Source organism: Candidatus Zixiibacteriota bacterium (assembly GCA_040753875.1).
Lineage (GTDB): Bacteria > Zixibacteria > MSB-5A5 > GN15 > FEB-12 > DATKJY01.
In genome coordinates this window covers 26,127-46,522 of record JBFMDV010000015.1, presented here as the reverse complement: position 1 = coordinate 46,522, position 20,396 = coordinate 26,127, and the positions used below count along the sequence as shown (strand labels likewise).

Below are 20,396 nucleotides of genomic sequence, written 5' to 3'. Positions count from 1 at the left end.
TCACTTCATATCCAAATCAATTGTCGTTGCTTTCTTGAGACCGGCTCTGGCCTGGCGGAAGAAATTGAGCGCCAGGGCATGGGCGCGACGGGCATCGGTGAGTGACGCCTGCGCGGAGAGGACGTCGAGCTGAGTGCCGACGCCGGAAGAATAGCGAAGATTGGCAATGCGCAGGCCTTCCTCGGCCTGCGCGATCGTCTCTTTCTGAACATCGAGAGATTTTTTTGCCTGCATCAACAGGTCGTACGCCTGCTCGACCTCGAGGCGGACGTCGTCCTTCATTTGCTGGTCTGCCAGCAGTGCCTGGTTGTAGTCTGCCCTGCGATAGGCCACTTCCCCCCTGGTTTTTCCTCCCTGGAACAGCGGAATCGACAACGTGAGACCGGCGGTAAGAGAGCGGGTTTGGTTATCGAATTGAAAATCATTTGACTGCGCCTGCCAGCCATAATGAGCGTTGGCGTCAAGGGTCGGCTGGTAATCCCCCTGGGCCACTCGAATCGCCCGCTTAGTCATTTGCGTGAGGTAATGCGAGCGCTGCACCTCCGGTCGATGAGCGAGAGCGGTATCGAGCAGACGGTCGAGGGGCGGGAGCTCGACCAGCGAGGTATCCCCCGCTTCTTCAATGATGACAATGCTGTCCGACAGGTTGAGTCCCAGGAACGATTTCAGGCGCTTCTCCGCCAGGGTGACATCCGACTCAGCGGCCAGAATTCCGGGCATAAGATTGGCCTTCTCCACACGGGCACGGAGCAGTTCAAATTCGGAGGCCATACCTTTCGCATAGAATTTCTCAACAACATCGAGATTGTGGCTGTTGGCTTCGAACGCTTTCTGCAAGACCTCCAGATTGGCACGTTGGAGAATGGTGTTGAAGAACAGCAGTTCAGCGGTGTAGAGGACCGATGCCTCGGTCTGCTCCAGGCCGGCTTGCGTGTACTTGTGGTAGAGTTTTGAAATGGCCCATGCGTTCAGGACTTTGCCTCCCTCCCAGATCGGCTGGCTGACGCTGATACCGGCGCCAAAATTGTTGTCTGAGCCGGTCTTGAATGCAAGTGTGCCGGAATCCGAGAAGATATAAAAGGTTGGCACTAAGAAGTTGCGCGTGTAGCTGCCTTCAGCGCTGATATCAGGAAACAACCCGGCGCGTGCCTGCGTTATCTGCGCACCTGCCTTTTTGACATCTTCTTTTGCCGACAGGAATTGTCTGTTGAAGGTGATGGCGCGGGTACGGGCATCGGCCACAGTAAGCGGGACGGTCTCGGCTGTCGAAGAGACGCCGGCAGCACAAACCGTCAAAAAACAAAACACAGGGAACAGTCTGTTCATGGAAATCATTGTCATCTCGTCCTTCTTGTTCGTGAAGCTGTTCTGTGGGTGTAGGCTGCCCGGCCGCCGTTCTTCGCCCGGGCATGACTTGCCAGGAGCGATTCGAAAAGTGCAATCTGTTGAGGAATCTGGATGGTTCCCGGGTGCAGTACGCGATGGACCGCCAGCCCATCGGCGATCGCTAATACCAGCACCGTGAGTCGCCGGAGTTCCTGCCGCGTGTACCCCAGCGACGGATCGATGAGGTCGCAGAAGTAAGTGACCATCCGACGGTGCGTTTCAGTGATAAACCGGTGTACCCGCGGTATACGGATGGCTTGAACCCAGATATCCATAATGCCGCTGAACTCGCGAATCTGGGTACATTTTTTGTTTTGCAGCACAGCATGTATGATATCCTGTGGTCTGGCTGGTCGCGGCAACACCCGGTCCAGTTCAGCACGATACCCCTCGGTAATGTGTTTGATGAGCGCCAGGAGTATCTCTTCCTTGCTCTTATAATGAAAGTAGAGGGCTCCCTTCGTGAGTCCCGCGTTTCGGGCAATGTCCTCCGTGGAAGTGCCGCGGTAGCCCTGCTTCACGAACAACTCGTGGGCCGATTTGAGAAGTTGTTCACGTCGCAATTCGGCCGGAAGTTTCGGGCTCTGTTTGATCTTAAGTGCGTTACTCATATTCAACCTCTTCAAACCTACCGGGTGGTATGTTGAAGATACCTACCGGTTGGTATTTAACATATCGCCTCATGCGGCGACGTCAAGGCCTTTAACGATAAAACACGACAAAAGTTTTGATCCGTAGGGGATTCTTAGCGAAAAAAATGAAGGCGGTCCAAAATAAGACTACCTAAATAGTATGGATTGATTGTTGTACCCGGCCCGGTTATCTTGGGCACGTTAGTCCATGAATAGCTTGACGTTACGGCGGATAGACAAACCGGGTGCATATCCTCTTTTAGATGAGTGAACCTATGATGGGGCAGTTTACGGTCGCTCTTCTTCGATGAAAGTGCCGTCCTCGGCGATGCGTTGGAAAATCATCTCATCCTCGTGACCTCGTTTGATCTCTTTCAGGGAGACTTTCTCGAAGTGAAAGAATGCAATGCCGAGCAGGATGACGGGCAGGAGGTCAAGCAGGTGCAGAGCGAGGGCAAACAGGACGGCGTCGGTTCGCCCCTGTGAAAAGGCCCCCAAGGAGGCACTGACGGCCACCTCGAACGTACCGGCGTTGCCGGGCGTGATGGGAACCATCAGGACGATCGTATTGATGATCATCACGGCAGCAGCGGCAGCGATGGGGAGTTCGAGCCCAAATGCTTTGAACAGGGCATATATGACGAACATGTGGCAGATCCAGGAGGCAAGCGAATACAGGATGGAGCCGGCCAGATGCTGGCTGGAGCGAAGCAACTCGATCCCTTTGGTGAAGGAGCGCATGAATTTCTTTACGGTGATATAGACGCCCGGCCAGCGCCCAGCCATCCAGCGACGGCCGCACTCTTCCAGCGGCCGCTGGTAATGCAAAATGAGATAGAAACCGGCCAAGACTATCACCGTGATGCCTGCGACTACGAAACTTACCGCTCGGTATTCGCTTGGGAAGACGAACGCCGCCGAGGTGAAGAACATGAAAATGATCAGGCTGACGGCATCGAAAAGAACTTCGAGCACCATAGTGGAAAAAACGAATGTCTTGCGGACGCCGAGTTTTCGGGCGAATAACATGAGCCGACCTACCTGACCGGTCAGCATCGGCATGATCATGTTCACGACCTGAGCGGCTGAATAGAGAGCCACCGCGCGCGGTAGGATGATAGGAGCCTGTCGTTCGACCATGAGTCGCCACCGGAAAGCCCGGAGGACGATGTACGAAAACGCCATGCCGATGGCGAGTAGCAGGTAGTCGTATTGGACGCGTGCGGAGAGTTCGCGGATCTCGCCCGGTTTGATGTCCTTCAGGCAATAGGCCAGCAGGAAGAGTCCAATCAGGGCGCCCCAGAACTGTTTCTTTTTCAGTAATCTCAGCACGAAAAGACGCACTCCGACCGAAGCTTGGCCGGCAAGATAGGACTCATCTCAAAGTGTGTCAATCAAATAACATGGCTGGAACCGACCATAACCGGTCAGACTTCCGCAACCAGACTCTTCTTAATCCAGCCGCGGCGCATGTTCTCAAACACAACGTTGTAATAGTCGTTCGATTCCGAGACAATCTCAACCACCAGACCCGGTGCACCCTGGAGCTCAAGGTCGGACTGGTCGGTTGGTCCGGTACGGACCGGACATTCCTGCGCGACGATGACAGCATGCCGGGTCTGGAATTCGGACCGATATTTGAAGGTGGTCAGTGCCGAGGCGAGAACAAACAATGACAGAGCGACTATCGCCAATGGTCGAATCCGATCATCGATAATACCGATCCCGAATCGGATGATGAGCAGGGAGATGAACGACAAGAATAACAGCGACGACAACCAGGCCAGCGTGGAGAGCCGGAATCGATCGACGATCGATGTGAGCAGACCGCGCACCGGATTCAGTTGGACACCTTCCATCTGCACGCTCGTGAACTTGCGCGCAAACGCCAGGTTACTCTTGATGTCTTCGTCACCGGGGCTAAGACGCGATGCCTTGAGGTAATTGACGATGGCGTGCCCGAGATCCCCTTTCTTGAAATAGGCGTTGCCGAGATTGAAATACAGGTTTGAGGACTCAAGCCCACCGGCGAGAACACGAGAGTAGGACGCGATGGCATCGTCGTATAACTTATTCTCATAGGCGTTGTTGCCAAGCCGGAAATCGTCGTCGAGAGATGCGGCGACCAATGTCGCGCTGAGGAACGAAAGAAACAACACTGAGCAGATGAGCAGGCACCTACGCATATTTGAGCCCCTCCATCTGCATCATGACCTGCTCGGCGCTCTCCAAGGCTTTGGTCAGATCGGTTTCGGTCAGTGAGGCCGGTGCAAACCGCGCGAAATCGCATGTCTGCAGGAAGCCGGAGGCATCGGCAATCAACTTTTCCCCTGCCCCTTTCTCTTTCAGCAGTTCTGTGATGCGAGCCGAAGTGAGGCCATGCGGCGAGATATTCAGTTTGTCGGCAATGAACGAGGTCACAGCCAGGCTGAGCTCGCCGTAGAATTCGCCGGCGGAGTCGAGTTTGGCAAGCGACCGTGCTTTGGCCAATCGCTTCCGAGCGAGGCGCGACGCGCTGCGCGAACGGGCATAGCGGATATCAGTAGCCAGTCGTTCACGGCGTTTGCGCGCGTAGATCAATCCGCCCAGGATCAGTACTGGCACGCCGTTGACCGCCATATAAAGCGGAGTCAAGAGGATTATCCGCCCTGGTCGGCGAAGGTCGCCGGGCGAATCTTTGATATAGCGAATATCCTGCGCTTCATTTCCCACGGTCAATCCGGTACTGGCGTACGGCACATCGGGCGAGCCCACATATCCTTCCGGTTTCTTTACGGTGATGTTCATGGCCCGGGTCGTGGCGGTCTCGTATTTCCCCTTGGACGGATCGAAGTAATTGAACGTAAGGGCGGGAATCTCAAGGAGGCCGGGCCGCTTGGGAATGAATACCTCTTCAAACAGCTTGGTGCCTCCCATACGGTCGCTGTCCTTGGCCACGTTTTCGCTACTTGAGGCGCGATAGACCCGGAAGTCGACCAAATCAGGGATGACCGGCTCGCCGACCGACTTGACATTGCCCGATCCGCTGATCCGCACCTTGACAGTCACCGGCTGATTCACCTCGACTTCGGTCTTGTCGGCATCGGCAGTGATGGCGAATCGGCCAACTGTCCCGGTGAAATCGGCTGGCCGGCCGGCCTGGGGCAACTGACGTACATTGATGGAGATCGACTCCGAATGGGTGCTGACTTTCATTCCCTGAGGAAAGAGGTCGCCGAACATGTCGAAGGGGTCGCGACGCTGTGCGCGCGCCGCCACGGTGGTCGAAATGGTGGCGCGACCAATGGTCAATTCGCCCGTCTGAGTAGGAAACAGCGCGTACTTGCGTTCGATCACCCGATAGTTGCGACCGTTAATCTTCTGAAAATACGGTGTGCTGTTGCCGAGCAGTTCGGTCCAGAACCCGGTGGTGGTCGGTTCATCGAGTTCGGGACTGCTGTAGTATTGGACGCCAATATAGAAACGCAGCGTCAATGTCACTTGTTCGTTAACATAGGGGTTTCGTTTGTCGACAGCCGCTTCCAGAAAGTAATCGCGTGCGTTCCCCTGGGTGTCGGCAGCTCGCTGCTGCAGCTGCGGCGAGGTCGACTGTCCCTTATTGAGGACCGTCAGTGTTACCGCATTCCCCTCATAGCGTTTGTTGTCCTTGACGACGGCGATCCCCTGGATCGGGTAAACGCCGGCCTTGTGCGGGACGATCAGAAAGGTCGTGGTGACGGACGAACTGACTTGCCCATTGACGATGCTGATGTTGCTCGAATGCCCCTGTGAATAGATCTCGAATGCCGGCAGCGACGGCATCTGTATCTCGGGCAGGCTCTGCGATGATCCGGTGACGGTCACTTGGAGACTGGCTTGTTCGTCGAGCCCGATCGTAATCGGGCTGAGACTGACCGAAACGGCGATTTCATCGGCGGCCACGGCAGCGGATGCGGCGAACAGAAGAAACAGAACGCCGACCGCAACCGTCTTGATGTTACCAGTCTTTGCCGGTGTAATCACCCGCCACCACCTCTCGCTTGGCTTTCTTCTGCAGTTTTTGCTCATCATCACGCAACGAGTTCAGTATCCGCTCGGCGTCCTCTTTGGACATTTTCTGTTCCTTGGGGTTATTCTGTTCACGCTGGTCCGGATTCTGACTCTGGTCTTTGTCCTGCTGACTTTGCTTGTCCTGCTGTTGCTGCTTCTGTTGGTCCTGGTTCTGTTTCTGGTCCTGCTTATTCTGCTGATCCTGCTGCTTCTGTTGCTGCTGCTGCGGCTTGGTCTGCTCTTTTAGTTGTTTACGCGCCAGCTCCAGGTTGAATTTGGCATCCATATCACGCGGATCGTCTTTGAGCGCATTCTCATAGCTGGTGATTGCCTTCTCATAATCTCCCATACGGTAGAACGTGTTGCCGAGGTTGTACTGCGCATGTGCTTCCAGGCTGATATCGGTCGATTTGAGCGCTTTTTGGTACTCGGCGACCGCTTCCTCGAACCCTTTTTGCTGGTGCAGTGCGCCGGCGATATTGTAGCTCAGTTCGGGGGATTCGGGAATATCGGTCTCGGCATCGTGGTAATAGTCAAGCGCGGACTTGCTGTCGCCCGTCTTGAGCGCCTCATTCCCCTTTTTCACCTTGGCCACGTATCCTTGCGCCGTGGCGATCTGTACCGATGCGAGGATACAGAGCAACAGACAGCTTATCCGCAGTTTACTCATTGCTACTATCCCCGGCCGTCTTTTTTCGCTCCGACACAAAAAACTCTCCCACAATAAACAAGAGAGCGAACAGGAGCGGCCACTGGTACCGGTCATCATACCGGGTCACCAGCGCGCCTTCAAGTTCCTTCTTTTCCATTTTACCGATATCATCGAAAATTCGATCCAGCTCCATCTCACCGGCTGAAGCGTTGTAATACTTGCCACCAGTAGCGAGGGCGATCTTCTGGAGCGCCATTTCATCGAGCCGTGAAACGATCACTTCACCGTTCTCGTCTTTCTTGAACCCGACCTGGTTGCCGCTTCGATCCAGGATCGGGATCGGCTCGCCGTTCGGGTTGCCGATGCCGACGGTGTATATTTTTATGCCATCCTTGCGGGCTTCTTCGGCGGCGTCCTCGGCGCCCCCCTCCAAATCTTCTCCATCGGTAAGTAGAAGCAGAACCTTGTGTTTTTTCTCACGCTGTTCGAACGATTTCTCGGCCACTTCGATGGCCGAGCGGATCGAGGTTCCCTGTACGGAGACAGAGGTATTGTCCATGACGGACAACAACATCCGGGCGGCGCCATAATCGAGAGTCAACGGACATTGTACGTACGCCTCGCCGGCGAACGCAACAAGCCCGATCCTGTCTCCTTTCAAGCGGTCGATGATAGAGCGGAGTTCCTGCTTTGCCTTCTCCAGACGATTCGGTTTCATATCCTGCGCCAGCATAGAGTTGGAGACATCAAGCGCCACAATGATGTCGATCCCTTCGCGTTTCAGCATCTCCATGTGGGTGCCGAATTGCAGGCGGGCCAGTGTCAGCACAACGAATGTGAGGCCAAGAAGCGTCAGCAGCGCTTTGCTCCGCTGGCGGGCAAACGAAATATAGGGCGCCGTCTTGAGCAGAAGCGGCAGGTCGCCGAATCTTGCCAGGAGCCGTTTCTTGCGTGCCAGCGCCCAAAACATAAAACTGCCCAGCATGAGCACGCCAAGCAACAGGGCGAAATGCAGCGGTTCGGCGAAACGCATCGTCTAATATGCTCCTACGGCAACTTCCTGAAATAGGTGTTGGTCAGTATTAACTCGAGCGCCAGCAGGATGAGCCCGGCATAGGTGAATAATGGGAACAACTCATGATACTGAATGTGCGCCGAGATGTTGATCTTTGTTTTCTCCAAGGCGTCGATCATACTATAGATTTGGTCGAGCTCTTCGCCCGACTTGGCGCGAAAATAGCGGCCACCGGTCTTGGCGGCGATCTCGCGAAGCGAGGCCTCATCGATACGCACCGGCTGGTAGATGTATCGCTTGCCGAACAGCGGGTCCTGATACGGGAACATGGCGTTCCCCGGCTTACCGACGCCGATCGTGTATATTTTGACACCCATAGCGGCCGCCAGATTCGCTGCCGTGAGCGGATCGATCTCACCGGCGTTGTTGTCGCCGTCGGTCAGGAGCACCATGACTTTCGACTTGGAGTCGGACTCGCGCAGCCGGTTTACACCGGTGGCAATCGCCATCCCGATCGCGGTGCCGTCCTCAACATCGCCTACATTCACCTGATCGACAAAATTCATGAGCACACCATGATCGACTGTCAAGGGGCATTGGGTGAAGGCGTAGCGGGAAAAGATTACCAAGCCGATGCGGTCATTCGGACGCTTAGTGACGAATTTCTTGAGCTCCTCTTTAGCCACGGTGACGCGGTTTACCGGCTTGAAATCCTCGGCCAGCATCGAAGAGGAGATATCGAGCACCATCATGATGTCGATACCCTCGGAGTCGATATCAGTGACCTCGGTGCCCAGGCGCGGGCGCGCGAAGGCAAGGACGAACAACGCAACTGCCATGAGCCGAAGGGCCGGCAGCACAAAGCGGTACCGTTGGCGGTTGGACCGGGCGGCACGCTTGACGATGCGGATGTCGGAGTACTTGAGCGTTGCGGATCGAAACCGTTTTCTCTTGAAGTAATACGCCAGCATGGCCGCCAGCACCACGGCGCCGATAAGGAAGATAATCCAGGCCGGGATCACGCTGGTATCGGGGCCGAAGAGATTAAGTCCAAGGCCTCCGAACTCGAGATTGGCCATCATGAGGCACCTCCGGAAGCAGCGGCTCCTTGGGGCGTGCTCGCGCTGTTGTGCACTTGAACCTGATTTTGACGCTCCTGGTCGGCACGGACGATCTCCACAATATCGTGGCCGAGTAGGAAATCTTCATCAGCCTGCTCCCGCTCCGGCTGGAGTTTGGCAAATTTCACCAAGTCGGCGTGATGTAGCAATGTCTCGGTCTTTTCCAGAAGCCCCGTGGGCTGTTGCATGTCGCGGCAACCGGACAGGAATTCTTCGGTGGTCATGTCCAGCACGGCCACGCGGTATACACGCCCGAGATACGCGCGGATGATCTCGGTGAGTTCGATATAGAACTGCTTGTGCTTGCCGTCATCGAGCAGTCTGCTTTCGCGCAGAAAGGCGAGCTTCTCGAACGCGATCTCCCACGGCGCGCGCAGGTCGATTACTTCGGCCACCCCTTTCCCTTTCCGCAGTCGCCTTAAGACCAGAATGGCAATCACCAGAAGCAGCAGGCTGGCGGCCCCGGCAATATAGTAAGGCGTCAGGTTCCGCTTGAATTCATACTGCGGTTTGAGGGGACGAATATCCATCGAGTCACCGGCGTTCTCCAGCAGCGATTTGACTTTGATCGGAACTGCTTCGGAAAGCATGACCTTGCGTGTACTGTCTCTGAGTTCGAACATCATCGGGAGCGGTGGAATGATGTAGTCACCGGTAGTAAAGGTGCTGAGCACGAATTTGGTTTCGCTCTTGATACGTCCGTCGGGAAGCTTCGTCTCGACATCTGGCTCATAATCTTTCACGTCAAAAGCGCCAAGATTGGCGCCGAGTGGCGGCGGGACCAGTCGGATATCGGAGTCATGAATGATGGAAAGCCGATACGTGATCAGATCGCCTACAAATGCCTCGGCGAGGTCGACCGATGTCTGTATTTCGATCCCCGGCAGCGAACCAACAGTATCGGCCGGGTCTTGCGCCGAGCCCGATGACGCTGAGGCCAGAGCAAGTGCCAGGTACAGTGCACTGCAGAGTATGTTGCGTAGACTTAACGGCATCGATCTAATCGGTCATTTGACGTTCTGATCCAGAAACTCAACTTTCTCACCAGCTGCCAGACGGCCGATGTAGTCGTTGAATGCTGTCTGGGCTTTTTCGCTCTGGTAATCCAAGAACACCTGTGCTTTGACGGAATCATACGGCGCCCCCTGGTACCGGGAGCTCTTATTGGCGAGGTAAAAGTTACGCACGTCGGCAGTATCGATATGCACTTCCGGTATGACTTTGTCGACCACATACTTGTCAACAACAAGGCTCTTGAGTAGTTCGTCCCGCTTCTGCTGGATATTGGGGTCCCGGTCGTAGCCTTCGCGTACCGCGGCACGATACATGAGTTCAATACCCACATACTGGCGCACGAACTGGCGTTTACCCTCTGTCGAAAGGAACTGTTGCTGCGCCTTGGGGGGGAGACTCTGCAGTTGCCGTTCGACCTCCGATTTCCAGATCGGGGTGCCATCGATACGCGCGACTTCGACATCGCCGGACTGATGCGGCGCGGCATCGACCGACGTGGTCGCATTCAGCTCCCGCTTGGCATCCGCCAGGTGCCCCATCTTCTCAAAGCAGGCGACCAGGTTACGAGACGCTTCGTCGTTATACGAACCCTGCGGGTCATACTCGCGCGCTCGTACAAAGTAGGCGGCGGCACTGCTGAAATCCTTGAGATCCTCGAAATACACCCGCCCGATGAGATAGCTGATCGTGCCGCGCTGCTTGTTATCCAGATCATCACCGTCAAGAAGCGCCGTGTATTCCTCGATTGCTGCCGTATAGAGCTTGTTGTCACGCAGTTCGCCGGCGATCTTCTTGCGTTGATCCACCGACACGCCGGTCCCCTTCTCACCGCACGAGCCGAACAACGCCACTATCAGGATAGCATAAGCGGCTGCGCCGACGATACCGCCGGCCCGACTGCTGCGAAGTGCCATCAGTGTCTCCTCTCCCTCATGCGGAAGAAATTGATGAGCGGCACGATGTACGACTGGTCGGTCTTGATATCGATGAAATCGAGATTGATCACCTGGAATCCCTTTTTCAGATTGATATAATCTTCCTGCGCCCGGGCAGCAAACTCGCGGCGGAACGCCCGGGAGCCGGTGTCGACCAAAAGCACCTCGCCGGTCTCAGTGTCCTCGAGCTCCAGGAGGCCAAAATCATCGAATACAGATTCCCGCGGGTCAGTGATCTTCATGGCGATGACATCATGCTTGTTATTGGCGATTTGCAACGGCTTGTAAAATCCGGTGGAAAGAAAGTCCGAGATCAGGAACACGACCGACTTGCGCTTGATGACGCGACTGAAATACTCAAGGGCGCCGGCGATATCGGTGCCGATACCGGTGGGCCGGAAATAGAGGATCTCTCGTATCAAGCGCAGCACGTGGGCGCGCCCCTTTTTGGGGGGGACGAACATCTCGATCCGGTCGGTGAAAATGATCAGGCCGACTTTGTCGTTGTTCTTGATGGCGGAGAAGGCCAACAGCGCGCACAGCTCGGCGGCAGTATCGCTTTTGAATCGGTCCCGGGTGCCGAATCGGCCCGACGATGACGCATCGAACAGCAACACCACCGACAGTTCGCGCTCTTCGCGGAACTTCTTGATGTACGGATGGCCGGTGCGGGCGGTGACATTCCAGTCGATCAGCCGAACATCATCCCCCGGCTGATAGAGGCGTACTTCCTCGAACTCCATGCCGTGTCCTTTGAACGTGGAATGGTATTCGCCCGAGAAGAGATCGTTGACCAGTCGCTTGGTCCGGATCTCAATACGCCGGACTTTTTTGAGTACCTCCTTGGGTATCATGGCTCGCTCTTACGGCACCTCGACGGCGTCAAACAGCTTCTTCACAATATCATCAGAGCTGATCTCTTCGGCCTCCGCCTCGTAGGTCAGCAGAATGCGGTGGCGCAGAACATCGGCCCCGATCGCCTTGATATCCTCCGGTGTCACGTAGCCGCGTCCCTTGAGGAACGCATGCGCCTTGGCGGCCAGGTTCAAATAGATGGTGGCGCGTGGCGAGGCGCCGAACGCGATCAGGCTGGTCAGGTCGTTGAGACGATACTTGGCCGGCTCGCGCGTGGCAAAGATGATATTGATAATATATTCCTTAATCTTCTCGTCGACATAGATCGACCGCACCACCTCGCGGGCGTGCACGATATCTTTGGGCGATATTACCTGCTCCACGACGATCGTCTCGACGGCGGTGTTGCGATCCATGATAATGCGTTCTTCGGCGGGGCTCGGGTACGTGATCTTGAGCATCAGCATGAACCTGTCGATCTGGGCTTCCGGCAACGGATAGGTGCCCTCCTGCTCGATCGGGTTCTGGGTGGCCAGGACCAGGAATGGTTCATCCAGCTTGTAGGAATGCTCGCCGATTGTCACTTGGCGCTCCTGCATCGCCTCAAGCAGTGCTGACTGCACTTTTGCAGGAGCACGGTTGATCTCATCGGCTAATATGATGTTGGCAAACACCGGGCCCTTCTTGACCGTGAACTCCGCCTTCTGCGGATTGTAAATCATGGTGCCGATCAGGTCCGCGGGAAGCAGGTCCGGTGTGAATTGGAGCCGCTGGAACTTGAGCTTGATGGCATCCGCCAACGTTTTTACGGACAAGGTTTTGGCCAGCCCCGGTACCCCCTCGATGAGAATATGTCCGTTCGAGAGTATGCCTATCAAGAGCCGGTCGATCAGGTACTTCTGGCCGACTATTACGGAGCTGATCTGGCCGGATAACTTCTCGACAAAGGCGGCTTCTTTTTCTACGGTGGCCTGTATCTGTTGGATATCGGTATGCATCAATCCTCCACATTGCGGGTGGGCGTTATTGTCTCAAAGAAGCGGCGAATCTCCGATTCGAGCCGGACGGTCTCCCCCGGCGCCGGTTCGACCGGGCTGAATTTGACGCGATCGGCCTGGAGCAGCCAATTGCCGATCGCCGCTTTCTGGGCGGTCGGCATGCCGACAGATTCACATCGTTTCACAATCTCTTCTACCGGTTCGTTAGAAAACTGAAGACCAAACTGAGCTGACAAATACCACAACAACTGCTTGTACAGGCCGGTTTGAAACTTCTTGAGGTCGCCCGACGATTCGGTGCGAAGCTGCTCCAATCGTTCCAGAAACAACTCGGCCGGAGTTTGTACAACCGGTTTGGGACGTTTGTTTCGCGCCCGAATAAACAATCCCAACCCTACGCCACCGACCACCACGATCCCGGCAGCAACGGCCAGGAGAATTCGCAGGTTTTCGGTCAGACTGGCCGGTTTGGCGACCTTCCTGGCCGGCGCAATGCTTAGTGTCATGGCTTCGGTCACCAACTCACCGGGCAGGCTGTCCGGCCAACTGGCATAGTTGATAACCATCGGTTCGATGCGGCCAGTACCTGATGAGGTGGGCACCAGTGCATATCGGAACCGCTTGGTGGTTACCTCGTCCGTGCCGCTCCCTTCCGAACTGATAGTCGAGCTGAACTCTCTGACTCTGAGTTTATCGAGTTTCGGCTGCAGTGGCCGGTCGAACCGATAGGCCGCCTGGTTCCCGTGCCAGCTCACGACGATTTCGAGGACTGCTTTCTCTTCGTACGGTATTTCCGAACGATCCAAAGACTGGGAAAGCGATATGTCCCCTGCCTGAGCCGCCCGGTAAACGCCGGCCGCGACCAGTAGGACAAGCCCCAAGAACTTACCAACTCTGCTCACATTGAGTCCCTATCGCCAAGTGGGCAGACAAACTAATTCGACGTAACCTTTTGTCAAGTGTTTAGTTAGCCGCAAGTGCGGACCGTCGGCAGATTATACTTGATTCAATCGGAATTGTTTCAACCCGCTACAATGTTCCGACCACGAGGGCGGCCATCCCAACCGCCATGGCTGTCTTGAGCACCGCAACCGTCAATCGTAGTCTTGCTTCATTGGGACGAAACCATACCAGGTTAAGCATGCCCAATAGCGGGAGGTCTATGAGAACGAGTACGATCACCGCGAAGTACCAGTTGAACCAGTTGGCGAGGACCGGCACAACTGTGGCGGCGACCAGCAGAATACCCAGCCCAAGGCAGATCGCCAACGCGGCGGGCGTTCCGATGAGCTGTGGGAGAGTGCGAACACCGGCGGCCTTGTCCCCGGGGATGTCGAGGATGTCTTTGACAATCTCCCGAACGAGATGCACCAGGAAGGCAAACAGGGCGCCCGCCAGGAGCCGAAACCAAGCGATCTCATCCAGCGTCGTGGCGACCACGCCTCCGGCCAATATGGTGAGTCCGGCCAGAGCGGCGATAATCAGATTTCCCGCCCCAGGCATTCTCTTGAGTAAAGAGTTGTATATGAGCAGAAGCAAAATCGCCCCAAGCGCCATGAACAAGACCGCTGCGTTGACGAGCGACGCCAACGCCACTGCGGCCAGATCGCAGATAATGACGACTGTAATCGCCAATCTGGTGGAAACAACACCCTGCACCAATACGCGATTGGGGTGACTGATACGGTCAATATCAATATCCAGAATATCGTTGTGTGTGTTACCTGCAGCACACACCAGGAAAGTCCCAAGCGCCGCAAACAGCCCGGCTGCCGAAAGAACCATCGCACCGCCAAGATGCACGCCGATCAATACCGCAATAGCAGCCATGATGCAATTGCCAACCCGTGTGAGGCGGAGGATGGCGAGGATAGAATTCACAGATCGACTATACACACTGTCGAGAGAGTTCACAACAACTATAGATCGGTGGCGAGGTCAACCGAGAGGCGAGGCTGGTCAAACCGAACGTCCGGATTCCATCCGAGCGAAATCCTGATGGAGCGTGTCAAGTCGCGAGCACCAAATCCGATTCCGTAGCCGTACCGAAACAGTTCCTCCGTACCGTTGGCCGTGGGCCTGTTCAGATAAGCGAAGTCAATGAAGGTAAACAGATGCCCCGCTGCGAACCGGTAGCGAGGCTCCAGTGTGGCGAGCGCCGTCCGCTGAACGGCGAACTGTTCGGTGCGGTAGCCACGCAGGGTTCCCGGACCACCGACAAATTGAAGCTCCGACATTGGCGGCAGCGACTCTGAGGTTTCGAAGCCGCGATACGCCAGTACCACGCGTCCAACCATTCCCCCCCAGAGCGGCTGAACCATGTCTGCCTCGAATGAAGCGTGTGTTTCACTGAAGTTTGGACCTCCGACGATGTTGGCGGAATCATCGGTATACCGCCGGAACGCATACGAAACAGACGACCGGAGGTTGAGACCGCGCGAAGGGTTTTGCGGGTCATCAAATCCTGCGCGAGTCAGAGTAAGCCCGGCCGCGTAGCGACGGTATCGGTTGGGGCCGAGCGACGGTTCAACCCGTTTGAAGCCGAGATCGAAACCCAGACTCAATGCCTCACCGCTCTGGGCGGTATAGCCGACCAACGCCCCGAGTTCATAGAATTGGTCTCGATAGTCACGAGATTGAACGCCGGCGTTCAACCAACCGATTCCCGCCAGAAACAACGGCTGGCCATAGACAAGGTGCAGAGTATTGCGGTTGGCGTCGCGATGGTCGGCCAGAAAGGAGACAAGTCTCCCGTCGCCGAACAGGTTCCGAAGCGTCATGTCCAGATTAAATAACACCCGACGGTCGTCGTCCGGTTGGTACGCCAGCCCGCCAAACAGCGACACCTGTGGGCGTTCTCGAAAATGCAGGGTGAGGTCAGCCTGGTTGTACCCCGCCCGAGGTCTCACGGTGACAGGAGGCTCGAAACCAACAAACGGCGCACGGGAAGCTCGCGCCTCGGAATGTCGAATATAATCATCAGTGATCGTATCGCCGGCTCGCACACTGACATATCGATCGATAAGGGATGGTCTGCTTCGGGTGAGCCCTTCGTAGTGTATGTCGGACACCGTAACCACTGGACCCGGTGTGAGATTTAACACCACAGTCACCCCAAGATGATACATGTCGACCGAATCTACAGACGCCCGCGCGTAGTAGTGCCCCTGAGAGCGGAAATGATCGAGCACCGAGTCGATCGCCGATTCCAGGTTTTCGCGCGTGAATGGTCTGGCAAGTTCGCAAATCGCCAACGTATCATTCGAAACCCGAACGCACTCGAGCTGAAAACAGGCCCCGGGGTTGATGGCCAATGTATCGGCGGTAGTAGCCACTTGGGCTTCCAGATAACCTTGGCCTACCAACCAGCTCTGAACCGAATCAGTCAACATGGAATCAGGCATGGCAGATGGGGACAGCGTGCGGAGATACCGATCTATTTCGTCGCGTATCGCCGCATCACTTCCGACGACTCGTACCGGTATCTTTGAGGCATCACTGCTTGCGTAATTCAAGAGCGTGAAGAAAATGAGAAACGCGCGTACCATGGTCAGAATCCCGCCACCAGTTCCCCGCGGCTCGTCACGCGCGCCGTGCGATCGTCGGCGTGCCTGCCGGACATCGAGACGTTGATGCGAACACGTTCGCGCGCACCATAGGTAAAGAGGATAGACCAGAGCACGCCGCGCTTCCCAAAATGGTTGTCGATCAGTTGGTACGACGGCACGTCTGATGAACTAATCAAATCCTGGCGATAAAACTCAATTTGTGTCCGGAGCTCGCCTCGCGAATACTGCCGCCAGAGGTGGTCGATTGTAACGGTATATATACGAGACCGTTCGTCGAGCGCTGAGCTTGCATGCCTGAAGCTTCCGCCGACACCGAATTCGACTTGCCGGGTAGTCCGGCGGACGCTGGCCGCCAGGCGGTAGCCATTGACAACGCCTCCACCCGCAAAATAGCTGTCTCGATCATAGCGGAATAGCTCGCCCGTTTGTGTGTAATAATAGTCGCCAGATACCTGCCGGAGAGCGAGACTCCCTTTATGGTCGTTCTTGATGCGGTTGATTCCCACCACCGAGCGCCCTTCCCGGTCTTCAGAATAGGCGAAATTCACCGCGTAGATATCACGCCAGCGAATGAGCCGGAGATCGCCGTTGTACCGACGAACATAGAACAGATATGGCTGCGCGGGATCAGAGTAAAAAGGCAGCGCCCAGAGCACGTTCCGCTTACCGTCATCGAGCAGTTCTTCCTGAATGTCGCTGGAGAAACGAGTTTCCCCCTGCGCCCATCGCTTGCTGATCTGAAAGGACTTTTGGCCTCGGCGCACTGAGGCGCGGTCAGACAGTATCTCCTCGACCTGGATATAGTTGCCGTTTTGGTCCGGTATATAGCGCCCTTCTTCAAGACCGTAATTGCCGCGGCCCGGTTCCACTTCAAGATAGGCGATCCCTCGCGCGCTGCGAAGTTCGTCGGAGATCGAATAGGCGGCCGTCAGACTGAGGTTGTGACGCGAATCCGAATAACCAAACGTCCCGCGCCCGAGAAAACTTCGCTGTTCCCCCAGCGTGTCTGCGATTTGCTGGAGCGACGTTGTAAGACTGTATGTAAAGTTGCCAATCGTGCGGCCGGAGCCCGCCGTAAGACGATCCCGAATGAACAACCGACGCCACTTGTTCACGAGGGTATCTTCGAGATGCCGCTCATATCTGACCGATTCTCCCGCGAACGTTACGGCGCCGAATCCCTGCCAGTATTTGGTACCTCGTTCAGCGATACTGTAACGATTCTTGCGAGAGTCGTATTCAGCGCCCAATTCCACAGTGAGTCGGTCATGCGGCAGAGAACGGAGAGTAGTTGCGTAGGTGTTGGCGACACCGCCGCCGACTGACCGAAGGTCCGAGCTGATATTCTGCGCCTGGGCAACGAAACGCAGCCACGATACTGGTTCGATCTCGGTGGACAGGCGGCCACGGCTGGAATGAAAGCTGTCCCGATAGTCGAGGGTGCCGTACTCCGGCATGAGGGTAAGTCCGGATATTGGCGTTTCGCGAACCATTACTTCATGAATTTTCTCAGTAGCTGATACGATGTATCCTTCGGGCAGGAAGTACGATCGAGCAAGATCGGGTTGCACCAGGCGGTCGCGTTGAAGGAACTTGGCATCACGCGACAATGTCGAGCCGCGAACATAGTTCTCGGTGCCGCGGCTGATCCAGGTCCGGTTCAACCGGATCTGGTAATACAAAGCGTCGTTGTCGTCATCATCGATACGTGAAAACAGATTGCGATCGTTTCGTGATTGCCTGATGTCAGTTTTTAGCTCACCAAGCCAGACCTGACGAATACCGAAAAGGCTCTGATAATAAACGGTTCGCTCAGGACGTGCTACCAGTATAACCGGAAGATAATCGCCCGAATCTGCACCGACATATCGATAGTTGCCGTTGCCAAGAAAACGATACGTTCCGCGCCGTCGCCCCACGAATGAAAACGCGACGCGATAATCGCCATTGGGAGCGCCGACAAACTGAAACACTGAATCGGGAAGGCTGTCGGTGATGAGAATATAGTCACCCGCACTGTCCGGCGTCACGCCGGAGCGAAACAGGTCTGAGTCGCCGGCCATCGCCAGAGTTTGTTCGTCGGCATCGGTGAGTTGGCCGGAGAGCGGCTGCCCCTGGTCGTCCCCCTCACGAATCGCCTCGACGGAGCCAAAGAACAGCGAATCCGCAGAAGCTATTCCGCCGCCCGCCACGAGCAGTTCCTGGCGATAGGCGGCGGCCAGCGGTTCGTAATCGATCTCAACGCGGCTGCGTCGGTCGATCGGGTGATTCACGTTAAATGTTATCTGTCCCGAAGGGTAATCGACCGTGTAATCCTTGTCGGCGCCACGGTCCATCAAGACACCGTCCAGCCAGACCCGCTCCGAACCAGGCACGACCGGTACGGCCCGGTTTTCGTTTCCCATTTGATATGGCCCCTGAAATCCGGCGAGCCCGCTCAGTTTGACCGAGGCGAAACGTCCCTGCGGACGCGCCGCGGTGGCGTGTGTTTCCCATTTGGGAAATGTGAGATTAAAGGTCGCGCCGGAGAGCCGCGTGGACGGCCTTGAACGGAGTCCGGAAAGTGTGATGTCACCAACCTGTGCGACCAACCGGCGAGAGTCCAGCCGAAGATACAGTTTGTCCAGTTCGTTGAGACGGCTGTTGAGGCTCCCATACGACGGATCATAGCCGCGATCCGACACCGCTCCCGTGAGCGTCACGCCGGGTGAAATTTCACCTGCCACTTTGAGGTCGAGCGTTTGGCCAAAATCGGTCTCACCCGAAGTCCCGGCAGAAACGCGAAATGACTTGTAGCCGGAGATCTTCATATTACCGGGAAAAGGAGTTCTTGGAGGCGATGTGGTCAGCGGTGCAGCAGCTTGTATTGCTGCGGGCACGTTTGTCTCAGGGATCGGGCGTCCAAATGACTGATTCAACCAGGCCGGCAACTCAATGAACGTAATGCGAAGCGTGTCGGTGGCATCGACCGGCAAGCGACTCAGATCGAAACAGCGGGATGTGATGTTGTACGAGTATTCAAGACCGCGCGTTACCGGTCGTCCATTGAGAAACAGAGAATCCGAGCCGCTGATCATGCCGGGAGGCTGAAGACAGACTCGGTCAGGGATTTCGGCGCCTACATACACGCGGGCAGTGTGACCACAAAGCGCGGCCGGAGTGATGAAACCAATGGTGGCGGCAACAAGGATTCCAAAGGAATGCCGAACCATGTATGCACCGCCTATGGTTGCTGGTAGACGATTCGGCAAAGAAGCAGGCGGTCGTTGCCAGTGTCGACGATGAGCAGTCGATCATCGTTCAGCAGAGCGATATCCGAGGGGCTTTTCAACGGCACGGCATTTCCCGTAAGCAACGGGCCGGTTTCAAACAGCTTATGCCCTGACGCAGAGAAACACGCCAGAATCCCCCGGCGGTCCAATACCCACAGATCGGCGCCGACAAAAGCACAGGCGACCGGAGTCTTGAGAGCGATGTCCGCGACCTTGCGCAGAAAATTGCCGTAAGAATCGTATATGGCAACCCGCCCATTGCCGGCATCGCACACGGCATAATTCTCCCGGTCAAACAGGACGACCTTCACAGGCTGCGACAACGGTCCGCCACTGGATCCAAAGTCCCCCACGAACTGCTCGAATGTCCCTACGTTGTTGAAGACGGCCACCCGGCTGCGGTCCCGGTCGGCCACCCACAGAGTACCATATTGTGTCGCAGCCACACCGGCCGGGGTGCCGAACTTGAGCAGATCGGAATCGTCGGTGAACTCCAGCGCATCGACAAAGTTCAATTCGCCGTCGAACCGTGAGAGCCGACGGTTGCCGGTCTCGCTGACCCAAAGATTGAGGCTGTTGTCGATCGACATATACGCCGGTGCACTGAAGAGGCCGGGGGCGGCGCCAAACCCGCCATGATCCTTGATCGGTTTGAGCTTGTTGTCGAGCTTGATGATCCGATTGTTGCCGGCATCGCAAATGTAGACGGCACCCCGAAAATCAACGACGACGGACGATGGTCCGCGAAGCGACTGCGACAGCATCGGCCCCGCAATTTCTTGTTCGACGATGAGCGCTTCGGGCACCTGATCTTTGACCGCGCCGGCAGCCTGTCGTGCGATTTGCGGAGGACGCGAGCAGGTTGCAAGGACGGTGGTCAGGCTAACGGCCACAAACAGGCGAATCGTGCGGGACATG

Annotated in this window: 17 protein-coding genes; all 17 read right to left on the bottom strand. The window is 56.1% G+C overall.

The genetic code is table 11. From position 1 onward, the window contains the following. Positions 1 to 1,326, bottom strand: a complete 1,326-nt coding sequence (locus AB1644_05925; protein ID MEW6050584.1) for a TolC family protein — start codon at positions 1,324 to 1,326, stop codon at positions 1 to 3. 11 nt (positions 1,327 to 1,337) lie between these two features. Then, positions 1,338 to 1,997, bottom strand: a complete 660-nt coding sequence (locus AB1644_05920; GenBank protein ID MEW6050583.1) for a TetR/AcrR family transcriptional regulator — start codon at positions 1,995 to 1,997, stop codon at positions 1,338 to 1,340. Between the two features lie 309 nt (positions 1,998 to 2,306). Continuing rightward, positions 2,307 to 3,350, bottom strand: coding sequence for a lysylphosphatidylglycerol synthase transmembrane domain-containing protein (locus tag AB1644_05915; protein ID MEW6050582.1), 1,044 nt, complete (start codon positions 3,348 to 3,350; stop codon positions 2,307 to 2,309). A gap of 95 nt (positions 3,351 to 3,445) precedes the next feature. Then, on the bottom strand, positions 3,446 to 4,204 hold the full coding sequence (locus AB1644_05910; GenBank protein ID MEW6050581.1) for a tetratricopeptide repeat protein: 759 nt from the start codon (positions 4,202 to 4,204) through the stop codon (positions 3,446 to 3,448). Beyond that, positions 4,197 to 6,020 carry a BatD family protein gene (locus tag AB1644_05905; protein ID MEW6050580.1) on the bottom strand — a complete coding sequence of 608 codons (1,824 nt, stop codon included), beginning with the start codon at positions 6,018 to 6,020 and terminating at the stop codon, positions 4,197 to 4,199. Before AB1644_05905 ends, AB1644_05910 begins: the two co-directional genes overlap by 8 nt. Next, on the bottom strand, positions 5,995 to 6,717 hold the full coding sequence (locus AB1644_05900) for a tetratricopeptide repeat protein (GenBank protein ID MEW6050579.1): 723 nt from the start codon (positions 6,715 to 6,717) through the stop codon (positions 5,995 to 5,997). Before AB1644_05900 ends, AB1644_05905 begins: the two co-directional genes overlap by 26 nt. Then, on the bottom strand, positions 6,710 to 7,732 hold the full coding sequence (locus tag AB1644_05895) for a VWA domain-containing protein (protein ID MEW6050578.1): 1,023 nt from the start codon (positions 7,730 to 7,732) through the stop codon (positions 6,710 to 6,712). The genes AB1644_05900 and AB1644_05895 overlap by 8 nt, the downstream gene beginning before the upstream one ends. Before the next feature lie 14 nt (positions 7,733 to 7,746). Next, a complete protein-coding gene (locus tag AB1644_05890; protein MEW6050577.1) occupies positions 7,747 to 8,796 on the bottom strand; it encodes a VWA domain-containing protein in 1,050 nt (349 codons plus the stop codon). Then, on the bottom strand, positions 8,793 to 9,830 hold the full coding sequence (locus AB1644_05885) for a hypothetical protein (GenBank protein ID MEW6050576.1): 1,038 nt from the start codon (positions 9,828 to 9,830) through the stop codon (positions 8,793 to 8,795). The genes AB1644_05890 and AB1644_05885 overlap by 4 nt, the downstream gene beginning before the upstream one ends. Before the next feature lie 12 nt (positions 9,831 to 9,842). Further along, on the bottom strand, positions 9,843 to 10,763 hold the full coding sequence (locus AB1644_05880) for a hypothetical protein (GenBank protein ID MEW6050575.1): 921 nt from the start codon (positions 10,761 to 10,763) through the stop codon (positions 9,843 to 9,845). Next, entirely contained in the window at positions 10,763 to 11,638 is an 876-nt protein-coding gene (locus AB1644_05875; protein MEW6050574.1) for a DUF58 domain-containing protein, read from the bottom strand. The genes AB1644_05880 and AB1644_05875 overlap by 1 nt, the downstream gene beginning before the upstream one ends. A 9-nt stretch (positions 11,639 to 11,647) precedes the next feature. Further along, positions 11,648 to 12,637, bottom strand: a complete 990-nt coding sequence (locus AB1644_05870) for a MoxR family ATPase (GenBank protein ID MEW6050573.1) — start codon at positions 12,635 to 12,637, stop codon at positions 11,648 to 11,650. Then, positions 12,637 to 13,539 carry a BatD family protein gene (locus AB1644_05865; GenBank protein ID MEW6050572.1) on the bottom strand — a complete coding sequence of 301 codons (903 nt, stop codon included), beginning with the start codon at positions 13,537 to 13,539 and terminating at the stop codon, positions 12,637 to 12,639. The genes AB1644_05870 and AB1644_05865 overlap by 1 nt, the downstream gene beginning before the upstream one ends. Before the next feature lie 127 nt (positions 13,540 to 13,666). Then, positions 13,667 to 14,518, bottom strand: a complete 852-nt coding sequence (locus AB1644_05860) for a UbiA family prenyltransferase (protein MEW6050571.1) — start codon at positions 14,516 to 14,518, stop codon at positions 13,667 to 13,669. Between the two features lie 38 nt (positions 14,519 to 14,556). Next, complete coding sequence (locus AB1644_05855) at positions 14,557 to 16,185, bottom strand: BamA/TamA family outer membrane protein (GenBank protein ID MEW6050570.1); 1,629 nt, start codon at positions 16,183 to 16,185, stop codon at positions 14,557 to 14,559. 2 nt (positions 16,186 to 16,187) lie between these two features. Next, positions 16,188 to 19,418 carry a hypothetical protein gene (locus AB1644_05850; GenBank protein MEW6050569.1) on the bottom strand — a complete coding sequence of 1,077 codons (3,231 nt, stop codon included), beginning with the start codon at positions 19,416 to 19,418 and terminating at the stop codon, positions 16,188 to 16,190. 11 nt (positions 19,419 to 19,429) lie between these two features. Beyond that, the gene (locus AB1644_05845; protein ID MEW6050568.1) at positions 19,430 to 20,395 is read right to left on the bottom strand and encodes an NHL repeat-containing protein; all 966 of its coding nucleotides are present in this window, start codon (positions 20,393 to 20,395) and stop codon (positions 19,430 to 19,432) included. Position 20,396: the final 1 nt, after the last annotated feature.